The following is a 15,399-nucleotide window of genomic DNA, read 5'->3' as shown; positions in this document are numbered from 1 at the left end:
AGACAGTTTTTCTTATTGTTAGCTTCTTGTCTACCATAATTCGACTAAGTAACGCTTTTAAGTGTTTATTCTTATTTACAATTGTTGTTTTTGCTATTGGGTCGTATAATTAGCGCACTTTTAATTTATCAATTTTGAGACATTAACATTTAGGAAAGCAAATGGTAGCGCAACAAGCATTGGAACAACGTAGTAATAACAGCTGTGAACTGTGTACAGAAAAGAATAATTTAGCTGTTTATCCCGTACCGCCGACAAGCGATTTAAGTGCGCAACAAAGTATTTTAGTGTGCAATACTTGCTTAACACAAATTGAAGGTAATGCTGATTTAGATATTAATCACTGGCGTTGTTTAACTGACAGTATGTGGAATCAAGAACCTGCTGTTCAAGTCATGTCGTACCGTATGTTACATAAATTATCTACGGAGAGCTGGGCTCAAGATGCGTTAGATATGATCTACATGGAAGACGCTGTAAAAACATGGGCTGAACAAGGTATTGCTGCAGCAGAGCGAGCAGGGCCTACCAGAGACAGTAATGGTGCAGAATTACAAGACGGTGATGATGTTACCCTTATTAAAGATTTAAAGGTAAAAGGAGCAAACTTTACCGCTAAACAAGGCACATTGGTTAGAGGCATAACGTTAACTGACAACCCTGAGCATATTGAAGGTAAAGTTAACGGTACTCGTATTGTATTAGTGGCTGATTATTTGAAAAAAGCTTAGCTTTATTTTCTATTCCGTTTTATTTATATTGATGAATTCGTTTTATTATTTATGTATTGATTGAATTCATCAATATTACTTCCTTTTTATATCCAACGCCTTACCGTTAATAAATAGTTTTGATAATCTCCTTTAAATTTTTCTGATAATATTTTTTCTTCTGGTTTTATTTGATACTGCGTAATAAACCAAATAAACAGTGGGATAGGTAAAAAAGCTAAAACATTTTCGTATAAAGCACTTACGGCAATTAAAAATATGAGCATAGCTAAATACATTGGGTTTCTTGAATAGGCATAAATTCCTGAATTAACAATCACTGAAGTTTTTTCAGGTTTTGCAGGGTTAACTGTAGTTTGATGTTTTCTAAAAGAATATATCGCAGTAAAAGCAAGCAATATAGATATTATGGTGAGTAACCCAAAAACAATAAATTTAAAGGAAAAATCAAACCTAAAGTATGGAAAAAACTTCACCATCAACTCCATTAGTATCATGGCAATGAATACCTGAAAAACAGGCAGAATTTTTTGTTCCATAAGATGTCCTTAAATTTTAAAATGAAAATTGATCGATCTAGTTTCCCACTGAAGCCTACACCTTTAAGGTAACGGGTATATACCCGTTATCATTCAAGATGCAGGTTTCAGTGGGAACTAAAAACAATTTAGGCACAGGTTTCATGTTCCAGACGAAATCTAAGTACATACATCCATGTATGCAAGGCATTAAGTTTACGTCATGGTTATTCTCGGTAACTGCTCCTGCGTTACCCTAATGTCCTACATCCGTGTAGGAACCTTACTAAAGTTAATAACGAAGCATAAATTGTTTTTAGGCCCATCGAAGAAGCGCTTGAGCAAAATCACTTCGTCGTTAATGCTTTTTATAAGGGACGACCATTATTACAAAGCATTGCCTTGAATTGATATCGCTCAAGCACTCTGAAATACTCATTTTGATTGGTAACGGGTATATAAGTTAGGAGATGATCTTTTTATTTTTTAGTTCTTTCAAAATGTTATTACAATTTTCTGTTAAACATTCTCGTAGTAATCTCACGATAGGAGTAATTGATTGTTTACTTGGGCATATTAGCCATAGTTCTGTCATCGTTGGTTGGTAGTCATGCATTACTGAAATCGCTTTATGGTTAATTAAATCATTTGACATATCTAAAGCTGATTTTACCGCTAAGCCCTTACCAGAGACACACCAACGCCTTACTAAGTCACCGTCATTAGCGACTCTATTACCTTGCATTTTTATTGAATAGTGATGAGTTTTGTTAGTAAATTTCCATGTGTCGTAAACGGTACCATTCATTTGATAAAAAAGACCGTTATGGTTCGTTAAGTCTTTCGGATGTTCTGGCGCTTTATTTTTTTGTAAATATTCTGGCGATGCGCAAAGTAAGCGAGGTACGTCACAAATTTTAAAACCGTACATGTTTGAATCTGTTGGAGCACCATATCTTAACGCAATATCTACAGAATCACGGTAAAAGTCTAAAGCATGATCATTTAAGATTAATCTTAAATTTAATTTGGGGTGTTGCTCTGCTAGTTCATCAAGCCATGGTGTAATAATGTTGCGACCTAAATCTGAAGAGGTTGTTAAGCGTAATTCACCCGTTATAGATTCCTGGTCAGTGAGTAAATCTTGTTGGGCCTTATTAAGCGTTTCTAACGCTTGAATACATTGTGGAATATATTTTTCGCCGCTTATAGATAACCTTAATTGCCGTGTAGAGCGAATAAATAATTCAAATCCTAATTGTTTTTCTACACGCTTTATTGCTGCACTTGCTCTTGCTACTTGAATATCTAGATGAGTAGCCGCTGCGGTTATACTACCAAATTCAGCTGTTTTTATAATAATTTCTAAATCGGAAATTAACAATTTATGTATGCTCAAATAACTATTGAAAGTGTAAGCATTATTATTAATGTTTTTACTAAATATAGCAAAGGCTTGTCAGTCTTTGCTATCCCCCCAAAAAAATTATAGTTTATTAATATAAGCGTCTAAGCCTTTTTTAGATAAAGCTACAGCCTCTAACGAGCTTAGGTTGTTAGGGTATTCTTCTTGTTCTACTACTATCCACTTTGTGCCACCTACAGTTGAATTTGCTTTTAATAAGCTTGACCAATCAGCACTATCTTGACCTATTATAGGGAGCTTTTTTTGATCTGACTTCATGGCTTCAGGTATGCGAGATTTGTAATGGGTTGTTAATGTTCTTCCTGGATAACGCTTTACATATTCAACAGGATCTTTCCCAGCGTAAACTACCCAGCCAACGTCTAACTGTAAAATAACGTTTTGAGAGGTGTTTTGTGCAATATAATCCCAATAGGTACTGTTATTAAATGAGTTAAATTCATGATCATGGTTATGAAACCCGGTTTTCATATTATAAGGAGCAAGTTTCTTTGCTATTTCATTGAGTAAGCTAACAACTTCTTTTACTCCTTCTGGATGCCATGAGCGTTTGTCCCATCCGATAATTAAACTATCAACGCCTAATTTTTGATAAAAGTTAACAGTTTTTTGAAAGTTTTCCTCGTTAAGGGCTTTAAATGAAACATGAGCACCACTTGCTTGTAAATTTAAAGTACTTAAGTATTGCTGGAGGTCCTCTGGTTTGTTTTTAAAAGGACCAAATTCATTAGCAAACTCTACCCCTGAAAATCCCATTGCTGATAGTTTTTTTAGTGTGCCTTTATAATCAATTTTGATTTGATCTTTGACTGACCATAATTGAACGCTTAAAGGGGGGATTATTGTTTTATTATTTTTGGTACTACAGCTTATTTGAGACATGGTCAGTATGATTAAAGCTATTGAGACGAGTTTATTTTTCATTTTCGTTTCCTTAAATACATTTTGCGTTCGTTTTTTACACAATAATCAACTTCGCGTTGTTAATACCATACAAGTTAAAGATAAATTGCTACAACAGATTGATGTTACTGAAAGTGTAGCAATAGGGATTGTTTAGGGAGTAATAAATAATCGGATATTAATGCAATATTTTCGGCTTTATAGAATTATAAAGAACCAAAAAACGTTAGTTATTTTTAGAATATTTTTTTACAATAAAAGATTTACTATTTAAAGAAGTAGCATGTATAAAAATATCAATGCAGGAAAAGGAATAAGTAAAGTAAAAATAATTGTTTCACACCATTCTATAATGCGATAAAAAGTAAACCAACTTTGTGTCTTCGCTTTTGTAGAAGGTAAGTTTTTAAAGAAAAATATAAATGAAGCGATTACTAGCGCCTGTAAAGCAAAAAATAAGATGAATAAAGCTAACCATACCAATACGTTTGGTGTGGTTAAACTTATTTGGTTTTGTAATGCAATAAATAATATAAAGCTAAATAAGCTCCATTGTAGTAAACGCCACCGTGTATTCCAAAACAGAGTCGCTACTTGATTAAAGACATTGGGGGTTAGCATATACTTCATGTGTTTTAATTAATATTCTTACTACCAATTTCATTAATCATATTGGTATAAAGTGATTGTTGTAGCTTAGTATAACCAAAATACACATGAATATGCAGGTTAGCATACACTTTACTATGACTTTGAATAAGCTTGGCAGCTTAGGTTATGTAAGTAAAGAAACGTAAAGTGCTATTTAAACAAACAAAGTTAGTGGTAAAATATACCAAAACAATACACTCAATTGGTTTTATCTGGAGATAAAAGTGAAATTTTTGAATAATTTTATTCTAATGATGCTGGCAATATTTACGATGGCTTCAATAAGCGTAAAGGCCAGTAGTATTGCTGATTATTTAGTTAGCCTAGAAGATCAAGAAAATGAAAGTGTAGAGCTAGTTGAAGAGCAAGAAAGAATAAATCATAAAATTTCCCGTGTGCAATCTGATTTAAGTAGTAAAAATAAGGAAGGGGAATTTATTAAAAATATTCAAATAGAAGTTGTTGAGTTAACCGATAATCAAGGCCTTAAATATGTAGGTGGTAAAGTGTCAAAAGCTGATTTATCAGTATACTTGCAGCAAATGAAAAATATATTAGGTAGTGAGTTTACATCTTTTAGGGAAAGGCAGGCTATAAGAGATCATCATACTTTTCATGTAACATTAGTTAACCCTTACGAACTTCAAGCAGTAACTAAAACAATTAAGTTTGGAGAAAAGTTTTCAGTGTCTTTATTAGGCCTTGGGCGTGTTCAAAAAGAAGAACAAGCGACTTATTTTGTTGTTGCCCAATCACCAGAAGCACAATATTTTAGGCAAACATTAGTATTACCAGCTAAAGATTTGCACGTAACATTGGGGTTTAAACCAGATGATATTTTTGGTGTAAGTAAAGATGAAACATCTTTAATAAAAGGCTAAAAGTTTATTTAAATGAACTGTCTAAATATCCCTTCTCTAATCCAACTGTGATCGATGAACAGGTAAGTACTTAAAAAATTTCATTTTAGTTATCATATTTAACGTAAGTAAATTGTGATGATTTTGTGATAACTCCGTGACGCTATCGCGAAACTTTCCTTGCATACTGAACTTGAATTATTTCAGTCACCAAGGATAAAAAATGAAATTTAATAAAACTATCGCGGCATTAATGCTTGCAACATCAAGTATTGCTGCTAACGCACAACAATTAGAAGTTACTGTAACAAACCTTACTCAAGGTATGCATTATACCCCTCTTATTATTGCCGCTCATACTGCCGATGCTTCTTTATATAAATTAGGTGAAACAGCGTCTCCTGAGTTACAAGCAATGGCTGAAGGTGGTGACATTTCAGGCCTATCTACTATGTTAACTGGTGTTAATGCTGACATGGTTGCAAACCCTGCTGGCGGCTTATTAGCTCCAGCTCAGTCGACTACGGCTATGCTTGATACGGCTGATGGTAATATGTATTTATCAATTGCGAGTATGTTATTGCCGACAAATGATGCATTTGTTGCTCTAAACGGTTGGAAAATTCCAAGTGAAGCAGGTACCTATAAAGTTATGCTAAATGCTTACGATGCAGGAACAGAAGCAAATGATGAATTAATTATCATGGGCGGCGGAGCACCAGGTACTCCAGGTATTCCAGCAGCACCAGGTGGTAATGCTGGAACAGGTGGGACAGGTGTTACATCTATGGAAGCTAATACAACAGTTCATGTACATCGTGGTAATTTAGGTGATGATGATTTAACAGGTGGTACAAGTGATGTTGATAATACCGTACATCGTTGGTTGAACCCTGTTGCTTCCGTTACTATCGTAGTGAAGTAGGAGGTTATGATGATTTCATCTAACACATATAAAAAAGCGTCGTTATCAGCAGCGATAGCCTTAAGTCTTTTCGTTAGTGCTTGTGGTAGCGATAATGATAATAAAACTGCAACACCTGAACCGGTAGAACCTCCAGTTGTTCCAACGCCAGTAAATTACGAATACATGGTTAAAGTTGTTAATTTAACTACAGCACAACCTATGTCTCCTGTTGCTGTTGTTTTACATAATGAAGGTAAACTTTGGGAAATAGGTATGCCAGCTTCCACTGCTTTAGAAAATCTTGCAGAAAGTGGCGATAATTCAGCCGTACTTAGTGAAACTATGGTGTTATCTGGACAAAGTGGTGCATCACCATTACCTCCAGGAATGAGTGAAACGATTACTGTCAGTATTGAAGATACTATGCCAAGTAGTATTTCTATCGCTACTATGCTGGTAAATACCAACGATGCTTTTACTGGTGTAACGGCAAAAGATATAAGTAATTTAGCTGTAAACGAAAGTATTTCTTTATTAACAAGTTCATATGACTCAGGTACCGAGAAAAATAGTGAACTTATGGCAACTATCCCAGGTCCGGCTGCAGGCGGAGAGGGATACAACGAAATGCGAGATGACGTTGATTATGTTGCGATGCATCCAGGTGTTGTTACTAAAGATGATGGCTTAGCTCAGTCAGTATTAACACAAGATCATCGGTTTGATAATCCGACATTAAGCATCACTATTACACGGGTAGAGTAGTGTTAAAAAGAGGTTGTGTCGTTGCAACCTCTTTTTCTTAATGATCAAGGATCGCCAAATGGATAACATTTTGGTTGTGGAAGACGAACAAGATATCGCTGATTTAATTAGAGTTAATCTAGAAGAATTAGCATTAAATGTAGAACATAGTTTAACAGGTGAAAAAGCATTAGAGCTCGCTTTAGCCAATAATTACGATGTCATTATTCTTGATGTTATGTTGCCGGGTATGTCAGGTTTAGATGTATGTAGGCAACTACGTGAACAAAAACCTGAGCAAGCTATTCTGATGTTAACGTCTCGTGATTCTGAAATAGATAGAGTGCTAGGCTTAGAATTAGGCGCTGATGATTATATGACTAAGCCTTTTAGCGTAAGAGAACTCCAAGCAAGAGTTAGAAGTTTATTAAGGCGTGCACACTTACTAAGTAATGCTCAACAAACATCAGAACCTGAACAGTGTTTAAAAGTAGGTAGTTTACAGATCGATCATTTATCACATAGAACAACATTAGCTGGTAAAGAATTGGAGTTAACTTCCACTGAATATGATTTATTACTGTATTTAGCGTCTCACCCAGAACAAGTATTTTCTCGTTCTCAATTATTAAGTTCTGTATGGGGATATCACCATAGTGGCTATGAACATACGGTAAATTCACATATAAATCGTTTAAGAAGTAAAGTAGAAAAAGATGCGACTAATCCTGAAATTGTACAAACCGTATGGGGGGTTGGTTATAAATTTTGTAAACAAGGCGTAAGTTAAGGTGTAAATATATGAAACTATCGTTGTACCAGCGACTTTCATTGTCATTGTTTGGTGTTTTTATTGCTATTGTTTGTGTATTTTATTTTTGGTCTCAGCAAGTTGAACAAAATACACGTTATGAATCTGAGCAGCAATTACATTTGTCGTTAGCGGCAAATTTAGCGAGAGATAATCCTTTACTGCAGCAGGGGGTTTATGATCATGATGCGCTTGAGAATCTCTTTCATACACTGATGATATTAGGGCCTGCATTTGAGTTTTACTTTGCTGATCCGCAAGGGAACTTATTAACGCATTCAATTGATGACTCTTTAATTAAAAGAAATAAAATTGATTTAGTGCCTTTAATTCAATTAACTCGAAATAAAGCACCGTTACCTATATACGGTGATGATCCTCGTCATTTAACACGTAAGAAGGTTTTTTCAGCAGCTCCAGTATTTAATGGAACACAACTACAAGGTTATTTGTACGTCATTGTTGCCGGAGAGCGATATGAGTCAGCATATAATAAAGGACACGGTAATCGTCAGGTAGAACTCTCTATTGTATTTGCTGTTGTAGCAATATTATTTTTATTTGCAGTAATGTTAGGCTTATTTAGATATTTCACTAACCCATTACGACATTTAATTGCGGATATACATGCATTAAAAGCAGTAAATTTCGATAAATCGAAGGTAAAACTACATGCATGGATGGGAAATAGCCAAAATGAAGTACATCAGCTAGGTTGCGTATTTCATGATATGGTCCAGCAAATTAATGATCAAATAGAACAGCTGAAACAAACCGATGTTCATAGAAGAGAATTATTAGCGGATATTTCTCATGATCTAAGAACGCCATTAGCATCATTACAAGGTTATATTGAAACTATAGCAATCAAAGGAGATTCAATAACGAGTGAAGATCGTAATAAATTTATAAGAACAGCATTAAAAAATTCGAGTCAGTTAAAAATGTTGATTGATCAAATTTTTGAATTAGCCCACTTAGAAGGTGGTCAAGTTTCAATGAATTTAGAAAACTTTAACCTTACTGAATTACTTTATGATGTTGCTGCAAAATTTCAGTTAAAAGCCGAAGTACTTAATATAAAACTTAGTATTATTCCTGAGTTTTCGCATATTCAAGTATATAGCGATATTGGAAAGTTAGAACGTGTGTTAAGCAATTTAATTGATAATGCATTAAGGCATACACCTGCTGGAGGGAATATTATATTAGAAACTTCAGATGTTAATAACGGACAATGTTACTTAACCGTGAAAGACAACGGTACGGGTATTAAGGCTGAAGAAATAGCGTATATTTTTGATGCAAGATACCGAGCCAGTAACGCTATTCAAGGTGAGAGTAAACACGCTGGTTTAGGGTTAGCTATCACACAAAAATTACTTGAGTTACTTAAATGTGAAATTAGAGTACAAAGTCAATTAGGTGAAGGGACATCGTTTTCTCTTAACTTAAAAAATGTGACTACATAATTTTAAGTTTTCAATAAAAATGCAGCGAGAGCTTAATGCCAGTCAGTTAACAACTGACTGGCTTTTTTTATTGGGATATTTACTCGGTTTGGGTTTAACACCCCGAGGATATGCTCGCTCACGCTTTGTTGGTAAAATGTGATGCTCTACCTGCTCTTGCAGTTGCTCAATTGATTTAGGGATACGCCCAGCATTTTCTATAAACATCGTGTGAATTAAGTTAATAATACTGATAGCACATGTCGTAAAACTCAGGCGTTTTGCATATATCCCTGGCTTTTTCTGCGCCATTTTTACCATCTGATATCTTAGCAAGTTATAGCTAAGCATTACGCCCCATAACTCTTGCGCTATCATTTCAGGTTTTTTGCTGCGTAACGTGAAATGACTATTCAATAAGGTTTGTTTCATTTCTCTATAGCCAAGCTCGATTTCCCACCTGTCACTATATAAGTCAACAATATCAGCCTGAGGAAAACCCATAGGGTCGGTGAGTGAAGTGAGGATATTCACTTCTTTTCCCTTGACGGCCTAGGGAGCGAACGACTTCATACTGTGTGCCTTTTCTCATCGGTTGCATCCAATGACGATTTTTTCCTCCATGGTGCCATTGATTGAGCAAGCCCAGTGAATAAAAGCCTCTATCAAATAACGTCAGTGAATTATCTGGCGTAGAGTCAATTAAGTCTTCGGCTAATACCATTTCACTTGAGCGACAACTATCAAAGACACTCCCCATTAATAAATGGCTAGTTAACTCCATTAAGCAAACCATACGCACTTGAGGAAAGGCTGTGTCACCATACTGATTTTTCCACACGGAGAATGCATGTTGATTTTCAGAAGTATCCGGTGCGCGCCAAATGACACCATCAACACCCAGTAGTGATAGCCCGGACCATGTGTGTGGGGCGCATCAGCATTCCACATTTACTGACTTTGCTCAAAAACCTGTTTAACGGCATCAGCCCTAAGCCGCTGCCTAGCCTGTGCAACCGCACTGGGTGCAACTAGCGCTTTTTTCCCAGGTAATGCTAGCCCCAACTTGCTGACAATGTCCCACAGTGGGTCTTCACGATAAAACGACATACAAATGACTGTCCAAACGGCCATTTCAACAGGAAGTCTTCTTCGCCTAATAGTTGCAACTCCTGCTATTTCAGCACACTGGTTGATAAAGTCAGGGCATAAGAAATCACTCAGTTGACCTAATCCTTCTGAGTTTGGGGGCATAGCCGTTGGCAAAAGAAAGGCTGTTGTTAGTTGCAAAAGAAAAGGCTCCTGAATGAATTCAGAAGCCTTTATATACTAACCAGAAGATCGGTCAATGGATCGTTAAATATTTCTTAACTGATCGGCATTAAGCGAAAGCTGCATTTTTAATTATTTATACGCTCTAATTATTAGGTTTTAATACGTAGCTCTTCAGATGCAAAATCATCTACATCAATGGCTATTTTTCTTCCTATTTCTGCTCTACAGAGTAAATCAGCTTCTTCTTGAGTAATAATTCCAGCAGCTAATGCTTCTTCAGCGACTAAGTTTAATCTATAAAAAGGTAAGTACTTATCTAGCCCTTTACATGCTTTGGTGTAAATCGGTTCACAAGCTATAATATCTTCTAAAGTTTGCTCTAATTGTCCCATTGGAAATGCAGGATCACGTTGTAAATATTGCCATTTACCTAATCGACTTCTTGTTTCGCTTGGTGTTTGTAATATTTCAGAAACTGCCTGGTCGGTAATATCAGAAGGCTTTTGTAACCAAGTTCCTAGTGGGAAGATTGTGCATTGTAAAAAAGCTTTAGCGGCTTTACTAGGAAAGTTACTAATAAGGTCGTTTATTGCTTCTTGGATTTTAAATAAACTATCTTCTAACGCCCATTGAACGAGTGGGAAATCTTCTATTTTTCGACCTTCATCGTTGTAACGTTTAAGGGTTGCAGATGCTAAATATAAATAGCTAAGTACATCACCTAATCTAGCTGAAATGCGTTCTTTTCTTTTTAATTCACCACCTAAAGTTACCATTGAAATATCTGACAACATGGCAAGGTTTGCACTAAAACGGTTGAGTAGTTGATAATAACGAGTTGTTTCGTCGTTAAAAGGGGTTCGTTGTAATCGTGCTCCGGTAAATGAAAACCATAAGCTGCGACAAATGTTGCTGATAGAAAAACCCACATGACCAAAGAATGCATGATCAAAATCGTCTAACGCTTGTTTTTCATCTTCATTCTGGGTTGCTGCTATTTCGGCTAAAACATAAGGGTGACAACGGATTGCTCCTTGCCCGTAGATAATCATACTACGCGTTAATATGTTTGCACCTTCTACGGTAATCGCGATAGGAGCACCTTGGTAATTTCTAGCAACATAGTTACTTTTGCCCATACAAATACCTTTACCACCATGTATATCCATTGAATCTGATACACATTGACGCATTTTTTCTGTTAGATGGTATTTGGCAATAGCTGAAATAACTGAAGGTTTTTCGCCTAAATCAATAGCGCCAGTAGACATTGTGGTTACGGCATCCATTAAATAAGCATTACCGCCAATGCGTGCTAAAGGTTCGTGAATACCTTCCATTTTACCAATGGGGAGTTTGAATTGACGTCTAATTCTTGCGTAAGCTCCCGTGGCCAAAGCCAAAGATTTAACGCCGCCTGTGCTGTTTGAAGGTAGGGTTATTGCTCTACCTACCGATAAACACTCAACCAGCATGCGCCAGCCTTGGCCTGCCATTTCTGCGCCGCCAATAATAAAATCTAATGGTACAAAAACTTCGTTACCTTGGGTTGGGCCATTATGAAACGGAATATTTAATGGAAAGTGTCTACGGCCTGTTATAACCCCTTCAATATCTGTAGGGATAAGAGCACAAGTTATACCTAAATTTTCTTCTTCACCGAGTAAGTGTTCAGGATCTTGTAGTTTAAAAGCTAAGCCTAATACGGTTGCTACAGGAGCTAAGGTTATATAACGTTTGTCCCATGTTAGCTTCATGCCTAGCACTTCTTTCCCGTCAAATTGTCCTTTACAGACTATGCCAAAATCTGGAATGGAGCTGGCGTCTGAACCTGCTTCAGGGCTTGTTAAAGCAAAACACGGTATTTCTTCGCCTGTAGCTAAACGTGGTAAATAGTAATCTTGTTGTTCTTTTGTTCCGTAGTGTTGTAAAAGCTCTGCTGGCCCTAATGAGTTGGGTACCCCAACGGTACTTGCAAGCACTGAACTGACAGAAGACAGTTTTTGTAATACTCGTGATTGTGCGAAAGCACTAAAGTCTAAACCACCAAATTCTTTTTTGATAATCATGGCAAAAAACTTTTTGTCTTTCATGTATTGCCACACTTCCGGTGAAAGATCGGCAAGTTCATGAGTCACTTCCCAGTCATTTACCATAGAGCATATTTCTTCAACAGGGCCGTTTAAAAAAGCTAACTCTTCAGCACTTAATCTAGGTTGGGGATAATTATGTAACTTATTCCAGTCAGGTTTTCCTTTGAATAACTCTGCTTCAAACCATGTTGTACCTGCATCAATAGCTTCTTGTTCGGTTTGAGACATTTCAGGCATAATGCCCTTAAATATTTTAAGTAGGGGAGCACTTATGTATTCTTTTCTTACTTGGGCTAAATTAAGAGGTAATGCTACAATAGCGAATAAGAACCAGCCTATAAAGGTGACTATATCCGCAAAGGTACCTATGGCCATTAAGGTGGCAAATGATAGTGTAAACGTTGATAGTGAAGCTCTGTTATAGGCCATAAATATACAAAGCGAGATGGCAATTATTATCCAAGTGAAAAATTCCATATAATCTTCCTAAATTTTTAATGTTATATATGCTAGGTAAACATAATCTGTTGCTTTTACAAAGCAATTTTCGAAAACTTAATCTTATATTTATTATTTTAGTTCATTTTTCTGCTGTAAGGAGTGTTTATTTTGTGCGAACTTTTAGCCATGTCGGCTAATGTACCTACTGATATTTGTTTTAGCTTTAGCGGGCTAATGCAAAGAGGTGGAAATACCGGTCCACATAAAGATGGATGGGGCATTACATTTTATGAAGGTAAGGGCTGTAGGAGCTTTAAAGACCCCTTACCAAGCGCAGCATCTCCCATTGCTAAGTTGGTGACAGAATACCCAATTAAAAGTCAATCTGTTGTGTGTCACATTAGACAAGCAAATTCAGGTGGTATAAGTTTAGAAAATACGCATCCTTATACACGTCAAATTTGGGGGCGACATTGGACTTATGCTCATAATGGCCAGTTACAAGATGTACATAACAAACTTAATGTTAAATATCATATACCCGTAGGAGAAACAGATAGTGAGTTTGCTTTTTGCTGGTTGTTGGATCAAATTCATCTAAAATATAAAGATAAACAACCCGATGACGTTGAATTATTTCGTTATGTAGCAGAGTTAAGCGAACAATTAAATGAGTATGGTGTTTTTAATATTATAATTACTAATGGTGAATGCTTATTTGCGTATTGTTCAAATAATTTGCACTGGATAACGCGCAAAGCTCCGTTTGGTAAGGCAAGTTTAATAGATGCTGAGATGGAGGTGAATTTTAATCATGAAACCACTGATAAAGATATTGTGACGGTTATTGCTACGCAACCACTTACTCATAATGAAGAATGGCAAAAAATGTCAAAAGGACAATGGCAATTATTTAAGCTAGGGTGCTCAATTGCGAGTAGTGAAACAGTAGAGTAAATTTGGGGGATGCCTTTAAGTGTTGGGAAGCTTTAATTACATTTTATTCAATCTGAGTTCGGCTTGTTAAGTGGTTAACTTGTTGAAAAATAAACATTAAAATATAGGCTAGAATGATGTTTATTAAACCGAACTCAGGTTATTTAATTATTTAGTTGTAGTAACGGATGTTAATTGTGCTTCAAACTGCTCGGTACCACCTTTAACCTGATAAAGACGTACGAGTAAGTAATTGAGTTCTGGAGCAAACCAGGCGTAAGTTGTTCGCTCTTTCTCAACCACTTCTCTTTTTAATTTAATGGTTTTAACTAAACCATATGGCAGCATAAGATCTTCTTCGCCATCATATTCATAAACATAATTACGAGTATCGCCAGAAGACTTTATAACAGGGTATACAAAGTGTTTTTGTTTAGGGTTTTTAATTAGGTTAAGTCTATGTTGTAAATGGTAGCTTAGGCTATCTTGAATATTTTCAGGGAACTCAACACTTATGGTTTTATTTTCTTTTATATTACTCGCACTATTATTTGCTATATCGTAGCTCCATTCATAAAACTTATCTCGGCCAGTGCCTTCGCGACTGTATTTATAATGAGTTGGAGTAACATGATTGTTTGATAAGGTTACGATCGATTCTTCTGTACGTTTATCATCAAAAATTAACCATTCAATATCGGTTTTATAACTATAGCGGTAGGTATTATCCGTGAGTTGTTCTAATTTTCTGGTGCCAGTACCCACTTGTTTTGACTTGTGAATAATACTGTATTCAGCGGTAAAAGGGACAATAAGAGAGTGAGAGGTTTGAGTTATATTTTCAGAAGGTTGTAAAACAGGTGCTGATTGAGCCCAAGTAAATGAAGATACAGAAAATAAAACAATACATTGATAAAGCGGTTTTAACATATATATTCCTTTAACGCAGTTTTACTTTTTATTGTGTTTTAAGTAAAACTGCATCAATCAAATTAAGCATTAGCTATTCTTCGCTAGCATAACCTGATACTGGAATGATATCACCATCAAATAATGCTTTTTCGCCTTGCATAACTACGCGTTTCAAACAACACCATTTTACCACTAATGGATAAATACGATGCTCTTGTTCGTGTATTCGGCTTGCTAAATCTTCAGCAGTGTCACCATCAAAAATAGGCACTTTAGCTTGTAAAATAACAGGACCACCATCAAGTTCTTCTGTTACATAATGCACACTAACACCGTGTTCATTATCACCAGCATCAATAGCACGCTGATGTGTGTTTAAGCCTTGGTACTTAGGCAACAAAGATGGATGAATGTTCAATAATTTCCCTTGAAAATGTTGAACAAAAGCAGGAGTCAATATTCTCATAAATCCAGCAAGCACAATAACGTCTGGTTTATATTGGTCTATCACTGTTATAAGCGATTGATCGTAATCTTCTCGAGAGTCAAAATCTTTGTGAGATAATATAGAGGTTTCTATATTGGCATCTTTAGCACGGGTTAAACCATAGGCAGTAGGGATATTAGATATAACACCCACTACCTTACCAGGAAAACCCTCGGTTTTGCAGGCATCTATAATTGCCTGCAAATTAGTACCGCTGCCAGAAATTAAAACAACAATTCGGCTAGTCATTAAT

At 36.0% G+C, this 15,399-nt stretch carries 14 protein-coding genes and 1 pseudogene; 7 read left to right on the top strand and 8 right to left on the bottom strand.

What is annotated here, in order from left to right; all coding sequences use genetic code 11:
* Nucleotides 1-161 precede the first annotated feature (161 nt).
* Nucleotides 162-731: a PhnA domain-containing protein gene (locus B0X80_RS00880; RefSeq protein ID WP_077337964.1), complete on the top strand. Its 570-nt coding sequence runs from the start codon at nucleotides 162-164 to the stop codon at nucleotides 729-731.
* An 86-nt stretch (nucleotides 732-817) separates the two neighbouring features.
* Here the strand turns inward: B0X80_RS00880 and B0X80_RS00875 are convergent, their stop codons facing one another.
* The 4 genes from B0X80_RS00875 to B0X80_RS00860 form a co-directional block, all read right to left on the bottom strand.
* Nucleotides 818-1,270 (bottom strand): methyltransferase family protein, encoded by a 453-nt coding sequence (locus B0X80_RS00875; protein WP_077337963.1) that lies wholly within the window; start codon nucleotides 1,268-1,270, stop codon nucleotides 818-820.
* Between the two features lie 442 nt (nucleotides 1,271-1,712).
* Complete coding sequence (locus B0X80_RS00870; RefSeq protein ID WP_077337962.1) at nucleotides 1,713-2,633, bottom strand: LysR family transcriptional regulator; 921 nt, start codon at nucleotides 2,631-2,633, stop codon at nucleotides 1,713-1,715.
* Between the two features lie 102 nt (nucleotides 2,634-2,735).
* Nucleotides 2,736-3,599: a sugar phosphate isomerase/epimerase family protein gene (locus B0X80_RS00865; RefSeq protein ID WP_077337961.1), complete on the bottom strand. Its 864-nt coding sequence runs from the start codon at nucleotides 3,597-3,599 to the stop codon at nucleotides 2,736-2,738.
* A 249-nt stretch (nucleotides 3,600-3,848) separates the two neighbouring features.
* Nucleotides 3,849-4,208 (bottom strand): hypothetical protein, encoded by a 360-nt coding sequence (locus B0X80_RS00860; RefSeq protein WP_139345278.1) that lies wholly within the window; start codon nucleotides 4,206-4,208, stop codon nucleotides 3,849-3,851.
* Nucleotides 4,209-4,453: 245 nt separating this feature from the next.
* Between B0X80_RS00860 and B0X80_RS00855 the strand changes: the two genes are divergently transcribed.
* The 5 genes from B0X80_RS00855 to B0X80_RS00835 all read left to right on the top strand — a co-directional run bounded on the left by B0X80_RS00855 (nucleotide 4,454) and on the right by B0X80_RS00835 (nucleotide 9,023).
* Entirely contained in the window at nucleotides 4,454-5,110 is a 657-nt protein-coding gene (locus B0X80_RS00855; RefSeq protein ID WP_245825351.1) for a hypothetical protein, read from the top strand.
* A gap of 202 nt (nucleotides 5,111-5,312) precedes the next feature.
* Entirely contained in the window at nucleotides 5,313-6,014 is a 702-nt protein-coding gene (locus B0X80_RS00850; protein ID WP_077337958.1) for a spondin domain-containing protein, read from the top strand.
* Nucleotides 6,015-6,023: 9 nt separating this feature from the next.
* The gene (locus tag B0X80_RS00845) at nucleotides 6,024-6,761 is read left to right on the top strand and encodes a spondin domain-containing protein (RefSeq protein WP_077337957.1); all 738 of its coding nucleotides are present in this window, start codon (nucleotides 6,024-6,026) and stop codon (nucleotides 6,759-6,761) included.
* Nucleotides 6,762-6,819: 58 nt separating this feature from the next.
* Entirely contained in the window at nucleotides 6,820-7,530 is a 711-nt protein-coding gene (locus B0X80_RS00840; RefSeq protein WP_077337956.1) for a response regulator transcription factor, read from the top strand.
* A gap of 11 nt (nucleotides 7,531-7,541) precedes the next feature.
* The gene (locus tag B0X80_RS00835; protein ID WP_077337955.1) at nucleotides 7,542-9,023 is read left to right on the top strand and encodes a sensor histidine kinase; all 1,482 of its coding nucleotides are present in this window, start codon (nucleotides 7,542-7,544) and stop codon (nucleotides 9,021-9,023) included.
* A gap of 42 nt (nucleotides 9,024-9,065) precedes the next feature.
* Here B0X80_RS00835 and B0X80_RS00830 read toward each other — a convergent pair.
* Both B0X80_RS00830 and fadE read right to left on the bottom strand, forming a co-directional pair.
* A pseudogene (locus tag B0X80_RS00830) lies at nucleotides 9,066-10,256 on the bottom strand (IS4 family transposase).
* Between the two features lie 170 nt (nucleotides 10,257-10,426).
* Nucleotides 10,427-12,847, bottom strand: a complete 2,421-nt coding sequence (fadE, locus tag B0X80_RS00825) for an acyl-CoA dehydrogenase FadE (protein ID WP_077337954.1) — start codon at nucleotides 12,845-12,847, stop codon at nucleotides 10,427-10,429.
* Nucleotides 12,848-12,979: 132 nt separating this feature from the next.
* Here fadE and B0X80_RS00820 point away from each other — a divergent pair, with 132 nt between their 5' ends.
* Nucleotides 12,980-13,768 (top strand): class II glutamine amidotransferase, encoded by a 789-nt coding sequence (locus tag B0X80_RS00820; protein ID WP_077337953.1) that lies wholly within the window; start codon nucleotides 12,980-12,982, stop codon nucleotides 13,766-13,768.
* Nucleotides 13,769-13,915: 147 nt separating this feature from the next.
* Here B0X80_RS00820 and B0X80_RS00815 read toward each other — a convergent pair whose 3' ends face one another.
* Entirely contained in the window at nucleotides 13,916-14,677 is a 762-nt protein-coding gene (locus B0X80_RS00815; protein WP_089024820.1) for a DUF3108 domain-containing protein, read from the bottom strand.
* Between the two features lie 73 nt (nucleotides 14,678-14,750).
* On the bottom strand, nucleotides 14,751-15,395 hold the full coding sequence (gene purN / locus B0X80_RS00810) for a phosphoribosylglycinamide formyltransferase (protein WP_077337951.1): 645 nt from the start codon (nucleotides 15,393-15,395) through the stop codon (nucleotides 14,751-14,753).
* Between the last annotated feature and the right edge of the window lie 4 nt (nucleotides 15,396-15,399).

It is taken from the genome of Pseudocolwellia agarivorans, assembly GCF_002000085.1.
GTDB lineage: Bacteria > Pseudomonadota > Gammaproteobacteria > Enterobacterales > Alteromonadaceae > Pseudocolwellia > Pseudocolwellia agarivorans.
This window is presented reverse-complemented; position numbering and strand designations above follow the sequence as displayed.

What these genes read in the sequence shown, in the direction of transcription:
- B0X80_RS00840 (WP_077337956.1), top strand. Translation starts at nt 6,820, where the DNA reads ATGGATAACATTTTGGTTGTGGAAGACGAACAAGATATCGCTGATTTA.
- B0X80_RS00860 (WP_139345278.1), bottom strand. Translation starts at nt 4,208, where the DNA reads ATGAAGTATATGCTAACCCCCAATGTCTTTAATCAAGTAGCGACTCTG.
- B0X80_RS00815 (WP_089024820.1), bottom strand. Translation starts at nt 14,677, where the DNA reads ATGTTAAAACCGCTTTATCAATGTATTGTTTTATTTTCTGTATCTTCA.
- B0X80_RS00875 (WP_077337963.1), bottom strand. Translation starts at nt 1,270, where the DNA reads ATGGAACAAAAAATTCTGCCTGTTTTTCAGGTATTCATTGCCATGATA.
- B0X80_RS00865 (WP_077337961.1), bottom strand. Translation starts at nt 3,599, where the DNA reads ATGAAAAATAAACTCGTCTCAATAGCTTTAATCATACTGACCATGTCT.
- fadE (WP_077337954.1), bottom strand. Translation starts at nt 12,847, where the DNA reads ATGGAATTTTTCACTTGGATAATAATTGCCATCTCGCTTTGTATATTT.
- B0X80_RS00845 (WP_077337957.1), top strand. Translation starts at nt 6,024, where the DNA reads ATGATTTCATCTAACACATATAAAAAAGCGTCGTTATCAGCAGCGATA.
- B0X80_RS00880 (WP_077337964.1), top strand. Translation starts at nt 162, where the DNA reads ATGGTAGCGCAACAAGCATTGGAACAACGTAGTAATAACAGCTGTGAA.
- B0X80_RS00835 (WP_077337955.1), top strand. Translation starts at nt 7,542, where the DNA reads ATGAAACTATCGTTGTACCAGCGACTTTCATTGTCATTGTTTGGTGTT.
- purN (WP_077337951.1), bottom strand. Translation starts at nt 15,395, where the DNA reads ATGACTAGCCGAATTGTTGTTTTAATTTCTGGCAGCGGTACTAATTTG.
- B0X80_RS00850 (WP_077337958.1), top strand. Translation starts at nt 5,313, where the DNA reads ATGAAATTTAATAAAACTATCGCGGCATTAATGCTTGCAACATCAAGT.